The organism is Pseudomonas sp. GW821-FHT02H09, from assembly GCF_059421425.1.
The window spans coordinates 108,508-122,084 of sequence record NZ_JBWKVA010000006.1; the positions used below are offsets into that span (position 1 = coordinate 108,508).

Sequence of the window (13,577 nt, forward strand, 5' to 3'; positions counted from 1 at the left end):
TCATGCTTGATCCTCAGGGGCCAAACCCTTGGGGGCAGTTGGCGCAGGGTTACGGGTAATGAACATCGCATCACCGTAGCTGAAAAAGCGGTACCCATGTTCGACGGCCGCTGCATAGGCAGCCATGGTTTCGGGATAACCGGCGAACGCCGAAACCAGCATCAACAATGTGGATTCGGGCAAATGGAAGTTGGTCACCAGGGCATCGACCACATGGAACGGCCGGCCCGGGTAGATAAAGATATCGGTGTCGCCACTGAACGGCTTGAGCACACCATCGCGAGCAGCACTTTCCAGCGAACGCACGCTGGTGGTGCCAACCGCAATCACCCGCCCGCCACGGGCACGGCAAGCGGCGACTGCATCCACCACATCCTGACCGACTTCCAGCCATTCTTTGTGCATGTGGTGATCTTCGATACGCTCCACGCGCACCGGCTGAAAGGTCCCGGCACCGACGTGCAGGGTCACGAACGCGGTCTCGACGCCCTTGGCGGCAATTGCCTCCAGCAGCGGCTGATCAAAATGCAGCCCCGCCGTCGGCGCTGCCACCGCGCCCAGGCGCTCGGCATAAACCGTCTGATAACGCTCGCGGTCCGAGCCTTCATCCGGGCGGTCTATATAAGGAGGCAACGGCATGTGCCCGACGCGATCGAGCAGCGGCAGCACTTCCTCGGCAAACCCCAACTCGAACAGCGCGTCATGGCGCGCCAGCATCTCGGCTTCGCCACCACCGTCGATAAGGATCCTGGAACCTGGCTTGGGCGACTTGCTGGAGCGCACATGGGCCAGCACGCGATGACTGTCGAGCACCCGCTCGACCAGAATTTCCAGCTTGCCGCCGGAAGCTTTCTGGCCAAACAGCCGCGCCGGAATCACCCGGGTATTGTTGAACACCATCAAATCGCCCGGGCACAAATGCTCAAGCAAATCAGTGAATTGACGGTGTGCGAGGGCGCCGCTGACCCCATCCAGGGTCAACAGGCGACTACCACGACGCTCGGCCAAAGGATGGCGAGCAATCAAGGAATCAGGGAGCTCGAAGGTAAAGTCAGCAACGCGCATGATGGGGTTCGTCTAGCAGGGCCGGAAAGTTTAGCGGAAATAGTAAAAATTCACCACGAAACGTGATTGACCAACGGTAATCACCTCTCTATACTTCGCCGCCATTGAGCCCTGATGGCGGAATTGGTAGACGCGGCGGATTCAAAATCCGTTTTCGAAAGGAGTGGGAGTTCGAGTCTCCCTCGGGGCACCAAAATTAAGAAAGGTCTTGCTTTGCAAGGCCTTTTTTTTCGCCCAAAGAAAAGCCACCACCGCCCCGTGCAGGAGCTGCCGAAGGCTGCGACTTTTGATCTTGCCCTTCCACACCTCCCGCACCACCGGGACATTTCAAAAGGATTCCCCTCATGGAATTGCCACTGGAAAGCGTCGCCCTCTTCTCCCTCAAGCTCGCTTACGAGACGGAAGATCAAAGTCCGATCCTGCGTGACGATCTGATCATGAGCGATTACCAGCGGGATGTATTCGAGTTACTGGTGCGCCGGGGTGATGTCGAGGCTATCCAGCTTAAAGTGGATCAATGCCTGGGTTTGGCGCTGAACGCTTTAGGCGGTGTTAATACACCGCTAGGTCGCGAGCTGAACAGGTTATCAGCTGATTTCGGCGGTGCTCAGACCATGGCGCAGCTTGATACCCCGCTGATCGCGCTCAAGGACTACCTGAAAGACATTCAGTGAATGATGGGGCCGCCCGAGACGATAAGGGTGGTGGCTGGGGTTTGATCGTTCCCACGCTCCGCGTGGTAACGCATCCCGTGACGCTGCGCGTCACAAATCGCCGCTGCACCCGACAACTCTCCCCAAACACAGCGACTTGATCCAACGACCTTCCGCCGTCATCCACTGACTACACCTCCTTGCGCCATTGCCTACAAATCCCCCAGAATCGCCCCGCTTGTGCGCCTTGCCCCACGCCACTAAGGTTCTCCAGTCGCTGCCCATCAGCGATCGGGTTTAGTCGCCCGAGGTGATAACAAGGTGTGAACGCTTCATCCAGTCAGGTATTCCCTATCCCTGCACTTGATGGTGGCTGTGCGCAGGGCGCCCTCGGGCGCGCCGGTTTCTTGTTTCCCCGGTCGACTAACCTGCGTACAGCTGCCACCCCTTCGTTTAGTCGCGAGTCGGGTGGCAGCTCCACTAACAAGGAAGCAAGAAAATGTTCAAAGTAACCCCCAATCCACCCGAAATCCCAAACGTTTCGCCCTACGAAGCCCTCGATTCGAAAAATCTCCACCAAGCCGCGCACCGGGCCCTCGATCACTATCTGACCCCGCCGCTATCAGGCAAACCGCATTCCAGCGACGAGCGTCCGCCCCAGTTCTTCACTGTCGCCCCGGACATCAACCCCGAAGCCTTGATCGCCCACACCTACGAAACCTTCTGCTCGGCCAGCACCCTGACCCTGGACCTTTCCGAAGATCTGGAGGGCAAACACCGCAACCTCGCCCTGGCGATTTATAGCCTCATGGAGTTGGGGTTGTTGTTGGTCGAAAAAATGATGGATCGCGAGCATTCGGTGAAGGTGTAGACAAGTGGAGCAAGCGCGCCCGCGTCAATCGCAGGCGCGCCAGAGTTGAAGGGGTTTGGCGCGGGACTTCGGCGCGCCCTGAGCCAGTCAGTAGAACAAAGGGGACACCCATTTCCGTCTCTGGGCGAGAAGCAGTCAAGTGCGATCACCCGAGATGACTGCACCACTCTGCAGGCCAGCATCGAAAAACGGGGCGCCTTCAACGTTGCAGACAAAATCCAATGCTAACGGTTATTTCGAAAACTGCCAGGCGTCACGCCGACAACCTTCTTGAAGGCTCTGGTCATATGGCTCTGATCAAAAAATCCGCAACTAAAAGAAGCTTCCGCAATACTCGCGCCCCTGCGTAGAAGGTGTTGTACGTGGGCGATTCTTTTCTGGATTTGATAGCTGTGGGGAGAGATGCCGACGTTCTTTTTGAACACCCGGATCATGTACAGAGGATCGAGATCAACGAGCCTGGCGAGGTCTTCCAGCGATATGTTTTTTTCAAATTCATCTTCCAGCTTCTTCTTGATGCGTTTTACCGCGTCACGTTCAGCGGCATCTGAAGACTTGACGTTCACTCCATTCCTCTGAAAAAGCTGTGTGACCAGCTCCAGCAGGAGGGTCTCGCGCTCAAGGCTTGGGTTGGACTTCTCAATGATCTGATGGTGATTCAAGAACGACTGGGCAAACACTTCGTCTTGAGTCAGCGCATGTTGAAAAAGATGAATGTGCTCGGAAGAGAACCTGTCCTGAAAGACCACGTTATTAAGCCATGCCGGGTCAATGTAGAGCATCCGATACATCCAGCCTTCGTCGCTTGCGGGAAGGCCGTCATGTATCTCTCCAGGGCTGATAGTGACCACGCTCCCGGCAGTTCCCAAGTGATGGGCGCCACGATAGAAGAGTTTTTCAACGCCGCTGCTTATGACGCCGATCGCATAGCGCTCATGTGAATGCCGACCAAATGACTGGGTACTGTAGCGAGCCGACAGCAATTCGCAATCGCCCTCAGGTATCCGCCAGAACCGAGAGAAATCCTCATTGATTCTTGGGGAGTTTTTTCCGCGCCGGCGCTCTTCCATGACCTGTCCAGTTTTGTGCAATACGTTCGAAAAATGGCCGAATAAACTTAGCACCCATTCCATAATGCAAGCTAGAGAAAATAATGCCGACAAAACTGGTTATCGGGGATTTCAATAAGTCCTCTTGGTCATTTCGGGCGTGGCTGGTTCTTGTGACGGCTGACGTTTCGTTTGAAACCGTTCAAATCAAACTGGAAGAAAAAGATACTCGCGAACGCATTCTGAAGTACTCCCCTTCAGGAAAGGTACCGGCGCTGCTTCAGGACGATATTGTTATCAACGACAGTCTGGCAATTTCTGAGCATATTGCGAGTGTCTACCCTGAAGCAAACTTGTGGCCGCAAGAACAACACATCAGAGCGCTGGCTCGGTCCGCGGCGGCGGAAATGCATTCCGGCTTTACTCATGTACGTACCCAGATGTCGTTTGGTTTGAACACCGGTGACACCCCAGAAGTTTTGACGACTGAAACGAAAGATGAAATTCAGCGTATCTTCAATATCTGGAGCCACTTAAGAAAGGTGAGCGGTTCCACGAAATTCCTCTGCGGTGAGTTTGGGGTTGTGGACGCAATGTTTGTCCCTGTAGTTTTTCGCTTTCGTCGCTACGGGATTGCCGTGCCAGCGCCGCTGCAAGCCTACGTCGATGCGGTGCTGGCTTACCCGCCGGTGCAGCAATGGCTGCATCTGGCCGCCGAAGAGATCTAGCGTGCCCGTAGCGTTAATGCTGCGCGGCTGAATCAGGGTGTTGCCTAACCATCAGTGGAGTCGCTATGTCGACCAACAGGGCTGTGCTTGAGTTGACGGTGGGTGGCTTGATGCTCAGCCTTTCTGCCTTGGCCGTGGCCTTCGCCCATATCGGAGCGGGGGGCGCCGGATTTTATCGAATGTTGTTTGCCTCGGTGTTGTTTTATCTGTCCTTGAAACTTCGCAAGATCCCGGTAAAGTTACAAAATAGCAAGGCCAGGTTATACACCGCGCTGGCGGGCGTGTTTTTAGCGGTTGATTTGATTCTTTGGCACCAGAGTATTTATATCGTCGGCCCGGGCATCGGTTCGATTCTGACCAATTGCCAAATCTTCTTTATGACCCTCTTGGGACTTTATCTACTGAAGGAAAAGCCCTCGTTCTACTTTGTGATATCGATCACTTTGGCGTTCGTTGGGCTGTATATGTTGTTGCTGCCCGAGACAACCACGACGGTAGGGATAAAAGGCGTTGTATTTGGCGTGCTGTCAGGCTTGGCTTATGCCATTTGCGTGTATTTTCTGAAGATCAACACCCAATTACCGGAGGGCGGTGGAGACAAGATCGCCCAAATGCTAAACCTGAGTGTTTGGGCGGCTCTCGTTTTGCTGGGCTACGCCGTCGCGAATGGAGAAAGCCTGGTTATTGCGGATCAACAGACGCTGTTCATGTTGATTATCTATGGCGTGCTTGTGCAGTTTGTTGGCTGGCTATTGGTCAACCGTTCGATTGGCTCCATTAGTTTGGGCTTGGCCGGCTTGATTCTGCTGCTGGAGCCGGTGATCACCTACTTCATCGATGTCGCCGTCTTGAATAAAGCCAGTTCTGTGCTTCAAATCAGCGGTGCATTGATCACCATCCTTGCAGTTTACATTGGTTCGATAAAACCACCGGAGAAGGCTGTACCACTGACTGAGCCGGCTTGACGTTGTGGCAACAAAATTAAGAAGGGCCTTGCATTGCGAGGTCTTTTTTATGCCTGTAGAAAAGTGTTCACCACCGCTCTGATCGTTCCCATGCGCAGCAAAGGAATGCATCCCGTGACGCTGCGCGTCACAAATTGCCGCCCCACCAAAATCGCCAACCAAGCGACTTGATCCAACAACTTTCCAGGCACTATCCACCGACTACACCGCCATGCGCCATTGCGTACACATCCCCCAGAATCGCCCCGCTTGTGCGCCTTACCCCACGCCACTAAGGCTCTCCTGTCGCTGCCCATCAGCGATCGGGTTTAGTAGCCCGTGGTAATTAGGCAAGTTGCATTAGCTTCACTCAGTCAGGCTTCCCTATCGCCTGCACTTGATGGTGGCTGTGCGCAGGGCGCTTCGGCGCGCCGGTAATGGTGACTCCCCGGTCGACTAACCTGCGTACAGCCGCCACCCCTTCGTTTAGTAGCGAGTCGGTGGCAGCCAATGACGAGAAAACGGGTACGACGGGTTCAACCGGGCAGGTTGCGAGAGAGGGACAACCCTGCAGTTAACAACTGCAGGGAGAGTTGGCTTTGAGCCTTGACTGGAGACCGGCTAATGGGTGTCCCCTTTCCCCTTCCTGCGCGTTGCGTAGCCAGTGCCTGCGCACATCCCCGCGAACGCGGGTATCCAATGAACTGTCACTCGATCTCGAACAGACCGTTGCGCACCGGCGTGGCGGCCAGGCGCTGGCGGATGTCCTCATCGATGCGCGCATCGTCCGGACGATAGAGCATCACCTGGCGGTAGGCGCTGACCCGGTTGATCTCCGGCCCCAGGTACTCCCAAACCACGCGGGTGCAGGCCGGAGTGCGCCGGTCGCCGCTGGAGACACCGGTCTTCAGGCCATTCAAGCGGGTGATGCGGCTCTTGAAGCTGGGGATGAGAATGGTCTGACTCATCTCGTTGACGGTCAGCGACTCGTAGTCGATGAGGAACAAGCGGTCCTGCAGGTGGAACGCCGCGCCCAAGTAGCGGCAGCGCACCCAGTCTTCCGCCTGCACGTCAGTGCTGCTGGAGCGCTCTTGGCGTTCCTGGCGCTCGAACAGGAAGTTGCCGCGCTCCTCGCGCAGATGCACCAGCGACAACAGGATGCTGCCAGGCACCGACATGCAATTGGCGTATTCAAAGTAGTAGCCGCAGTAGCGCGATAGGCTACTGGAGTGCTCACGCAGTGGTTGCAGCAGGCTGTAGAGCGGGTCATCGGTCGGACTCGAAGCGCTGTCCGTATTGCGCGCGCCGATGAGGCGGGCGAACTGCTCAGGCGGCAGGCCCAGTTCGTAGTCCTCGACCCCGAAGAAATCTCCGATGCGCCTGAGGTTGTAGGCAGTCGGCTGGCTCTGGCCACTGAGGTACTTGTTGAACTGCGCGCGGTTGATCGCCAGTTTGCGACAAACCTCGGCGATCGAGCGGTAATGGCTGCACAACAGCTTGAGATTGGTGCCCAGGTTGTTCGACATGCGCCGGCCTCCAGTGATGCGAGCTGCGCGAATATAGCATCAACTAGCATCAGATCAAGCAAACCTGCGAAATGGCCTGACCGTCGGCGCTGGCCCATCATGCTCGCCACACTCACGGCACCGTTGTCGTGCAGTCCATATTCGAACAATAAGAATCGAGGAATCCTCCATGCTCGAAGCGCTTAACGATTTCCTGTCCGGGAAACTGCTCATCGTGCTTATCGTCGGGTTGGGCAGCTACTTCACCCTACGCTCCCGCTTCGTCCAATTCCGTCACTTCGTCCATATGTTCAGCGTGTTCAAGGACTCCCTGCGCAGCAGCTCCGGCCAGTTGAGCTCGTTTCAGGCGCTGATGCTCAGCCTCGCTGGCCGTGTCGGTGCGGGCAATATTGCAGGCGTTGGCATCGCCGTGACCCTGGGCGGCCCCGGCGCAGTGTTCTGGATGTGGGTGACCGCGCTGGTCGGCATGTCCAGCAGCTTCTTCGAGTGTTCCCTGGCCCAACTCTACAAGCGCAGTGACGGCAACGGCCTTTACCGTGGCGGCCCGGCCTACTACATCCAGCACGGCCTCGGCCAGCGCTGGCTGGGCATGGTCTTCGCCGCCCTGCTGCTGGTGACCTTCGGCTTCGCCTTCAACGGCCTGCAATCCCACGCAGTGACTCACTCGCTGGAAAACGCCTTCGCCTTCCCCGTACAGTACAGCGGCATCGCCCTGGCCGCGCTGCTGTGCCTGGTGTTCATTGGCGGCATCAAGCGCATTGCCGCAGTGGCCGACCTACTGGTGCCGGTCAAGACCCTGATCTACATCGCAGTGACCCTCTACGTGATCGTGCTGCAATTCGACCATGTACCGGGCATGCTTGTGACCATCGTAAAGAGTGCCTTCGGCCTCGATCCGGCCTTTGGTGGCCTGATCGGCAGCGCCATCGTGATGGGCGTGAAGCGCGGCGTATTCGCCAACGAAGCGGGCCTCGGTAGCGCACCCAACGTCGCCGCCGTGGCTGCCGTGCGCCATCCGGTGGCACAAGGCGTGGTGCAGGCGTTCAGCGTGTTCCTCGACACCTTTGTCATCTGCACCTGCACCGCCCTGCTGATCCTGCTCTCGGGCTTCTACACCCCGGGCTTCGAGGGTGACGGCATCGTCCTGACCCAGAACTCCCTGGCCGCAGTGGTCGGTGACTGGGGGCGGATCTTCGTCAGCGTGGCGCTGGCGCTCTTCGTGTTCACCTCAATCCTCTACAACTACTACCTCGGCGAGAACAGCCTGCAATACCTGTTCGGCCGCAGCCGTATTGCACTCATCGGCTACCGTGCCCTGGTGGTGGTGCTGATCCTCTGGGGCTCCATCCAGAACCTGTCTACGGTGTTCGCTTTTGCCGACATCACCATGACCTGCCTCGCCTTCGTCAACCTGATCGCACTGGCCCTGCTGTTCAAGGTCGGTCTGCGGTTGATGCGCGACTACGACGAACAGCGCCGCTCCGGGATCCAGACCCCAGTGTTCGATTCGGCGAAGTTCGCCGACCTCGACATCGACCGTGACGCCTGGCCCGCCGGGCAGGTCGCCGAGGCGCCCGTAGAACAACCTGTAGCGAGCCTGGTGCAAAGCCGCCGCTAACCCTTTAACAACGCTTCATAGGGTGCCGCTTTCCCGCTTGGCGCGGGGGAGTGGCATCGTCGCATCAGACAACAGTGCTCCCTGGCCCTGGCCGAATCCGCTAAAGCGATCCGCTGCATGCTGGCCCACCTGTTTCATTTCACGAGTTCCCAAGGACCACGGCATGAGCGCAGTCAAAAACCTTTTCGTACTCTATACCGGCGGCACCATCGGCATGCTGCAGACTCCTCAAGGGCTGGCCCCTGGTAGCGGTTTCGAAGCGCGCATGCGTGCGCACCCGGGAAGCCAGGCGTCGGCCCTGAACTGGCAGTTTCACGACCTGCTGCCGCTGCTCGATAGCGCCAACATGAGCCAGGCCAACTGGCTGGCCATGCGTGACGTCATTGTCGATGCGGTGACCAATGGCGGCCATGACGCGGTGCTACTGTTGCACGGCACCGACACCCTGGCCTACAGCGCTGCCGCACTGAGCTTCCTGCTGCTCGGCCTACCGGTGCCAGTGGTGCTGACCGGCGCCATGCTGCCCGCCGGCGCCGAGGGCAGCGATGCCTGGTCCAACCTGTGTGGCGCCATGCAGGCCCTGGAAGCGGGCATCGCGCCCGGGGTGCATCTGTATTTCAGTGGCGAGCTGATGCACGGCGCGCGGGTCAGCAAGCTGCGCAGCGATGCCTTTAACGCCTTCACCGTGCTGCCACGGCAACGTGATGGCGAACGCGCCGATGCGATCCCTTCGGCCCTGGACTACCTCCAGCCGCGCCAGCCGGTGAACCTCGCGGTGCTGCCGTTCTTCCCGGGCATCCAGGCTTGCCATGTGCAGGCCCTGCTCGATAGCGGCGTACGCGGGCTGCTGCTGGAGTGCTACGGCAGCGGCACCGGTCCCTCGGACAACGCCGAACTGCTGGCAGTCCTGCACGCAGCCCATGAGCGCGGCGTGGTGCTCGCGGCCATCAGCCAGTGCCCGCACGGCCATGTCGAGTTCGGCATCTATGCCGCCGGCAGCCAGCTCCTCGCCAGCGGCCTGGTTTGCGCGGGCGGCATGACCCGCGAGGCGGCGCTGGGCAAGCTGTTCGCCCTGCTAGGCGCAGGTCTGGAGCAGGCCGAAGTGGAACGCTGGTTCGCCCTCGACCTGTGCGGTGAGCGGGTGGACTGAAAGATCGCTCCTCAGGATCGCGCTTAATGACCCGGTCCTCCCTGAAGTGGGGAGGCCGGCCAGAGGATTCTCAAGTTTATTTACCGCACACTGCGCTTCACCAATCGCCGCCGCACCCGACAACTCCCCCCAACCACAGCAACTTGATCCAACGACTTTCCGGCGTCATCCACTGACTACACCACCTTGCGCCATTGCCTACAAATCCCCCAGAATCGCCCCGCTTGTGCGCCTTGCCCCACGCCACTAAGGTTCTCCAGTCGCTGCCCATCAGCGATCGGGTTTAGTAGCCCGGAGGTTGTCATTACGGTGTACAAGCATCATTCAGTCAGGCATTCCCTATCCCTGCACTTGATGGTGGCTGTGCGCAGGGCGCTTCGGCGCGCCGGTAATGGTGACTCCCCGGTCTACTAACCTGCGTACAGCCGCCACCCCTTCGTTTAGTAGCGAGGTGGTTGCGGCTCCACTCAAGGAGCACCAACCATGTTCAAAGTAACCCCCAACCCACCCGAAACCCCAAACGTTTCGCCCTACGAAACCCTCGATTCGAAAAATCTCCACCAAGCCGCGCATCGGGCCCTCGATCACTACCTGACCCCGCCGCCATCGGGCAAGTGGCGCTCCAGCGAAGAACGTCCGCCCCAGTTTTTCACTGTCGCCCCGGACATCAACCCCGAAGCCTTGATCGCCCACACCTACGAAACCTTCTGCTCGGCCAGTACCCTGACCCTGGACCTTTCCGAAGATCTGGAAGGCAAACACCGCAACCTCGCCCTGGCGATTTATAGCCTCATGGAGCTGGGGTTGTTGTTGGTCGAAAAAATGATGGATCGCGAGCATTCGGTGAAGGTGTAGGCAGGTAGAGTAAGCGCGCCCGCGTCAAGTGCGGGCGCACCAGAGTTGAAGGGGTTTGGGTTTGGGGCCAGTGGCGCCGAGCGGCAGGCAGGCAGGCAGGCAGGCAGGCAGGCAGGCTAGATGATTCTCAGATTCACTTTTCAAAAAGTTGACAAAGCCCACAAATAAATCTGTCCCCTTTCCCATTGTTCCCATTGGTCCCCTTTCCCATTGTTCAACTTGCCGCGCGGTTGCGGCAAGTTGATCGGAGCTTCCCTAAATCTGGTAACACCAGTATCTAATAATGTTATCAGACGGATAATATTGTTCTATGGTAACCTTCGGGAAGATTGATCTCATCAAGGCTATTGAGTTTATGCATTCCAATTTCTTTATGCTCGCTGCTTAGCCTAATGTCAGAGAAGTTTTCAACAAAACATTCGAATGGAATAATCAGTACAGGTGTAATATCTAGAACCTTATAAATATAGGGTGCCAGCGGTCGATTAATTGTGGCAACTAAGCCAGTTTCTTCCATTATTTCGCGGATCAAGCAAGATTCGACACTTTCGTTAATTTCAAGTTTCCCACCGGGAAGTTCCCACTCATCTCGCTCGTTTTTTAGAAGTAGAACTGCACCATTATTAATCAAGACGGCTTTTACTGAAACGGGAAACTTTTCTGCCATGCTGTCGCTTGTGATGTTGCCCATAATTTGCACCTTCAGTTAGTAATTTAATTTTAATTTTAGCTGTTAATTATGACTCTCAATCTATTGGGTTATTATTGGCGTTGATGCATAATCCGCTAGCATCGTCTTGCAGCTTTACTCTTGGGAATAATACTCCATGCTCATCACTGCTTTCAATTTTTCGCAACTCATTTATAAGATTATTTAGTCCGTCCTGGCTAAAGGCCTTTTTAAAAAAATCGCTTTCGCTATATATAAAATAAGTATCAACTAATCGATAAAGACCATCAGAGGTTAACAGGATTTTTATGTTTTTTTCATATGGGATTGAAATGCTTTCAATATGACTTATTCCTGAGCCGTCCGGACTTAGTATCCAATACCCATCAGGCTTATTCATTAATGATCTGTTTTTCCTTATTTCAGGAACCAGAGTCATCCATATATCCTTATGAGGGATTTCTGGCGAACTCCTCCTGATTGAGATATAAGAATTAAGTAAGTTTCTATCAAGCCTGTCTACACTACAGGAACCAAAGGCTTCGACTTTTCCGCCATCGACGCTGTATTGAATTCTACAATCCCCAAGATTATTTAAATTGGCTATTTTTTCATCTACGCAGGCATAGCTGAAGCTAGAGGACGGAACATCCTGATCATTCCATTCGCCCCATACTATGCTAGCCTGTCTCCTGATATCCTGAAGGATTTTATAAGACTCATCTAAAAAGTTTTCGGAGTCTGAAAGTTTATAAAGTGCTGAAGAGAATTCTTGTACAAACCAAGAAGCATCACTTTTTAAATTACCATCGAAAAGTTTTTTTCGACCCGATAGGCTTGTGGCTCCATCAAGAATCCAGCCTCGGGTGCCGCTATGGTTAACTTCATCTTCATTTATGGCTGATGGGCCATCAGTAGCAAAAGAAAAAGCTATATTATTTATATTCTTGTTCATTTTTTAGCCTCTCATTAAGCAATAGTCTATAAGCAGAGCGCGCTCCTGAGTAATGAGTACGTCCATGAAGCCATCGATGGTTATCGATAAGATAACCCTCATTTTCTGCCAGGCGTATAGTAATCATTTCACTTTTTATCGTATCCAAGAGTAATTGGATAACACTGGCCACGTCCGGTGATAGGTATACCATCCTATCGAAGCGAAAGCGTATAAATAGCTTTCCTTCTTCGATATATAAGATGCTTCCCTCAAAAAATCCAGCGTCTTATTTGAATACAACAGAATTTGGTCGAGTCAATATTTCAATGACATTAGGATAGTGCGCAGACAATTTCTCAAAAATTCGGTGACTATCTGAAAAAATACTAGACCCACCAACGCCGGATTGCTGCTCAACCCAGAAGGCAAGTAAGCGTGGCGGCACAGGTAGCCCGCTGCGATCGGTATGAGGGATAAGAGCTCCCTGAGTGAATCCTAATTTATTAGTATTTGCTGCATTGGTATTGGTATGGTCTTTGTCTTTATTCCCATAGCCGTAAGTGATATGTGTTAGCCCGCTGGGTAAGTAGTCACTATGGCGATAAATTTCTCCTAGAGTCGAAAATCGAGATAAAAAATCATTTGAACTTTTTACGTTCTTAAAAAAAACTATACCCTGCTCATGGAAAGCATCGAGTAGGGAACTAGCCCCGTGTGAAGGCTCCCAAAAATTATATTTTTCGATTTCACTCATCATACTCACCAGTCCATGTGGAAATGAATGTTAACGTTACCAGTCAAGGAAGCTCCGAACAAGTCCTCAGGTGTGCTGAAATACACTTTCACCACTTGATCCGAGCCACGCTGAGCCAGATGAGCTTTTCCGACGTTGAATTTGACGGCAAGCGCAAGCAAACCCGCCGTGGACGCTTCCTTGCCGAAATGGATCAGGTGGTGCCTTGGAGTGGTTTGCTCGAGTTGATCGAACCGTATTACGAAGCTGCCAGGCGTCACGCCGACGTTTTTTTTGAACACCCGGATCATGTACAGAGGATCGAGATCAACGAGCCTGGCGAAGTCTTACCCTGCAGTTTTTAACTGCCGGGTTTTCCCTCTAACTCAACCTGATCGGTTGAACCCATCGACCCCGTTTCCTCTGCATGGGTACGGCCTGGGCCGTGTGGTCAAGGCACTAGAGGGAGCTGGCGTTTTAGCGCGCCGCGACAACGAGCGGAAAACGAAGAACTACCACCTATACGAAAGTACGCTTTCGTGGTCTGGCGAAAACATCGCTCAGCAGACGACATTGTTCGCGTTGTCGAGTCTGTGGATGGCACGAAAGCGGTTGTTGAGTGCAGGAGAGGTGCTCCTGTAATGCGGACTCATCGCCCTGAAACAGCGCAATTAGAGGAAAAACCATGAGTTAAGAGCAGAAAAGGTCTGGTTTTCGACCGAGTAAACGTTTTTTTAACTTCAAACAGAGAGGGCATCAAAAACCGGGGGAACTTCAG

Annotated in this window: 13 protein-coding genes, 1 tRNA gene and 2 pseudogenes; 10 read left to right on the plus strand and 6 right to left on the minus strand. The window is 54.9% G+C overall.

The genetic code is table 11. From position 1 onward, the window contains the following. Entirely contained in the window at window positions 1-1,065 is a 1,065-nt protein-coding gene (gene queA, locus AC07VR_RS09815) for a tRNA preQ1(34) S-adenosylmethionine ribosyltransferase-isomerase QueA (RefSeq protein WP_495011137.1), read from the minus strand. A 108-nt stretch (window positions 1,066-1,173) separates the two neighbouring features. Between queA and AC07VR_RS09820 the strand changes: the two genes are divergently transcribed. The 3 genes from AC07VR_RS09820 (at window position 1,174) to AC07VR_RS09830 (ending at window position 2,589) form a co-directional block, all read left to right on the plus strand. After that, a tRNA-Leu gene (locus AC07VR_RS09820) sits at window positions 1,174-1,258 on the plus strand. Window positions 1,259-1,409: 151 nt separating this feature from the next. Further along, entirely contained in the window at window positions 1,410-1,739 is a 330-nt protein-coding gene (locus AC07VR_RS09825) for a hypothetical protein (RefSeq protein ID WP_494991914.1), read from the plus strand. Window positions 1,740-2,217: 478 nt separating this feature from the next. Next, on the plus strand, window positions 2,218-2,589 hold the full coding sequence (locus AC07VR_RS09830) for a DUF6124 family protein (RefSeq protein WP_495011138.1): 372 nt from the start codon (window positions 2,218-2,220) through the stop codon (window positions 2,587-2,589). 224 nt (window positions 2,590-2,813) lie between these two features. Here AC07VR_RS09830 and AC07VR_RS09835 read toward each other — a convergent pair whose 3' ends face one another. Then, window positions 2,814-3,659 carry a helix-turn-helix domain-containing protein gene (locus AC07VR_RS09835; protein WP_495011139.1) on the minus strand — a complete coding sequence of 282 codons (846 nt, stop codon included), beginning with the start codon at window positions 3,657-3,659 and terminating at the stop codon, window positions 2,814-2,816. A gap of 83 nt (window positions 3,660-3,742) precedes the next feature. On the opposite strand from AC07VR_RS09835, the gene AC07VR_RS09840 reads away from it, so the two are divergent. Then, complete coding sequence (locus tag AC07VR_RS09840) at window positions 3,743-4,366, plus strand: glutathione S-transferase family protein (RefSeq protein WP_495011140.1); 624 nt, start codon at window positions 3,743-3,745, stop codon at window positions 4,364-4,366. A gap of 65 nt (window positions 4,367-4,431) precedes the next feature. Beyond that, the gene (locus tag AC07VR_RS09845; protein WP_495011141.1) at window positions 4,432-5,331 is read left to right on the plus strand and encodes a DMT family transporter; all 900 of its coding nucleotides are present in this window, start codon (window positions 4,432-4,434) and stop codon (window positions 5,329-5,331) included. A gap of 686 nt (window positions 5,332-6,017) precedes the next feature. On the opposite strand, the gene AC07VR_RS09850 is transcribed toward AC07VR_RS09845, so the two are convergent. Continuing rightward, on the minus strand, window positions 6,018-6,836 hold the full coding sequence (locus AC07VR_RS09850; protein ID WP_495011142.1) for a helix-turn-helix domain-containing protein: 819 nt from the start codon (window positions 6,834-6,836) through the stop codon (window positions 6,018-6,020). Window positions 6,837-7,005: 169 nt separating this feature from the next. Between AC07VR_RS09850 and AC07VR_RS09855 the strand changes: the two genes are divergently transcribed. From AC07VR_RS09855 to AC07VR_RS09865, 3 genes are all read left to right on the plus strand, one after another. Further along, window positions 7,006-8,454: an alanine/glycine:cation symporter family protein gene (locus tag AC07VR_RS09855; RefSeq protein WP_495011143.1), complete on the plus strand. Its 1,449-nt coding sequence runs from the start codon at window positions 7,006-7,008 to the stop codon at window positions 8,452-8,454. Between the two features lie 163 nt (window positions 8,455-8,617). After that, complete coding sequence (locus tag AC07VR_RS09860; RefSeq protein WP_495011144.1) at window positions 8,618-9,604, plus strand: asparaginase; 987 nt, start codon at window positions 8,618-8,620, stop codon at window positions 9,602-9,604. 483 nt (window positions 9,605-10,087) lie between these two features. Further along, entirely contained in the window at window positions 10,088-10,459 is a 372-nt protein-coding gene (locus AC07VR_RS09865) for a DUF6124 family protein (RefSeq protein WP_495011145.1), read from the plus strand. A 289-nt stretch (window positions 10,460-10,748) separates the two neighbouring features. Here the strand turns inward: AC07VR_RS09865 and AC07VR_RS09870 are convergent, their stop codons facing one another. From AC07VR_RS09870 to AC07VR_RS09880, 3 genes are all read right to left on the minus strand, one after another. After that, entirely contained in the window at window positions 10,749-11,150 is a 402-nt protein-coding gene (locus AC07VR_RS09870; RefSeq protein ID WP_495011146.1) for an NUDIX domain-containing protein, read from the minus strand. Window positions 11,151-11,205: 55 nt separating this feature from the next. Beyond that, on the minus strand, window positions 11,206-12,084 hold the full coding sequence (locus AC07VR_RS09875) for an SH2 domain-containing protein (protein WP_495011147.1): 879 nt from the start codon (window positions 12,082-12,084) through the stop codon (window positions 11,206-11,208). Window positions 12,085-12,352: 268 nt separating this feature from the next. Then, a complete protein-coding gene (locus AC07VR_RS09880) occupies window positions 12,353-12,820 on the minus strand; it encodes a TauD/TfdA family dioxygenase (RefSeq protein ID WP_495011148.1) in 468 nt (155 codons plus the stop codon). A 110-nt stretch (window positions 12,821-12,930) separates the two neighbouring features. On the opposite strand from AC07VR_RS09880, the pseudogene AC07VR_RS09885 reads away from it, so the two are divergent. Both AC07VR_RS09885 and AC07VR_RS09890 read left to right on the plus strand, forming a co-directional pair. After that, a pseudogene (locus tag AC07VR_RS09885) lies at window positions 12,931-13,071 on the plus strand (IS5/IS1182 family transposase); the annotation flags it as partial. Window positions 13,072-13,316: 245 nt separating this feature from the next. Next, a pseudogene (locus AC07VR_RS09890) lies at window positions 13,317-13,441 on the plus strand (IS5/IS1182 family transposase); the annotation flags it as partial. Window positions 13,442-13,577 lie beyond the last annotated feature (136 nt).

Coding starts and splice junctions, on each gene's coding strand:
- AC07VR_RS09835 (WP_495011139.1), bottom strand. CDS start 3,659: ATGGAAGAGCGCCGGCGCGGAAAAAACTCCCCAAGAATCAATGAGGAT.
- AC07VR_RS09870 (WP_495011146.1), bottom strand. CDS start 11,150: ATGGGCAACATCACAAGCGACAGCATGGCAGAAAAGTTTCCCGTTTCA.
- AC07VR_RS09865 (WP_495011145.1), top strand. CDS start 10,088: ATGTTCAAAGTAACCCCCAACCCACCCGAAACCCCAAACGTTTCGCCC.
- AC07VR_RS09875 (WP_495011147.1), bottom strand. CDS start 12,084: ATGAACAAGAATATAAATAATATAGCTTTTTCTTTTGCTACTGATGGC.
- AC07VR_RS09860 (WP_495011144.1), top strand. CDS start 8,618: ATGAGCGCAGTCAAAAACCTTTTCGTACTCTATACCGGCGGCACCATC.
- AC07VR_RS09855 (WP_495011143.1), top strand. CDS start 7,006: ATGCTCGAAGCGCTTAACGATTTCCTGTCCGGGAAACTGCTCATCGTG.
- AC07VR_RS09880 (WP_495011148.1), bottom strand. CDS start 12,820: ATGAGTGAAATCGAAAAATATAATTTTTGGGAGCCTTCACACGGGGCT.
- AC07VR_RS09840 (WP_495011140.1), top strand. CDS start 3,743: ATGCCGACAAAACTGGTTATCGGGGATTTCAATAAGTCCTCTTGGTCA.
- AC07VR_RS09825 (WP_494991914.1), top strand. CDS start 1,410: ATGGAATTGCCACTGGAAAGCGTCGCCCTCTTCTCCCTCAAGCTCGCT.
- AC07VR_RS09830 (WP_495011138.1), top strand. CDS start 2,218: ATGTTCAAAGTAACCCCCAATCCACCCGAAATCCCAAACGTTTCGCCC.
- AC07VR_RS09850 (WP_495011142.1), bottom strand. CDS start 6,836: ATGTCGAACAACCTGGGCACCAATCTCAAGCTGTTGTGCAGCCATTAC.
- queA (WP_495011137.1), bottom strand. CDS start 1,065: ATGCGCGTTGCTGACTTTACCTTCGAGCTCCCTGATTCCTTGATTGCT.
- AC07VR_RS09845 (WP_495011141.1), top strand. CDS start 4,432: ATGTCGACCAACAGGGCTGTGCTTGAGTTGACGGTGGGTGGCTTGATG.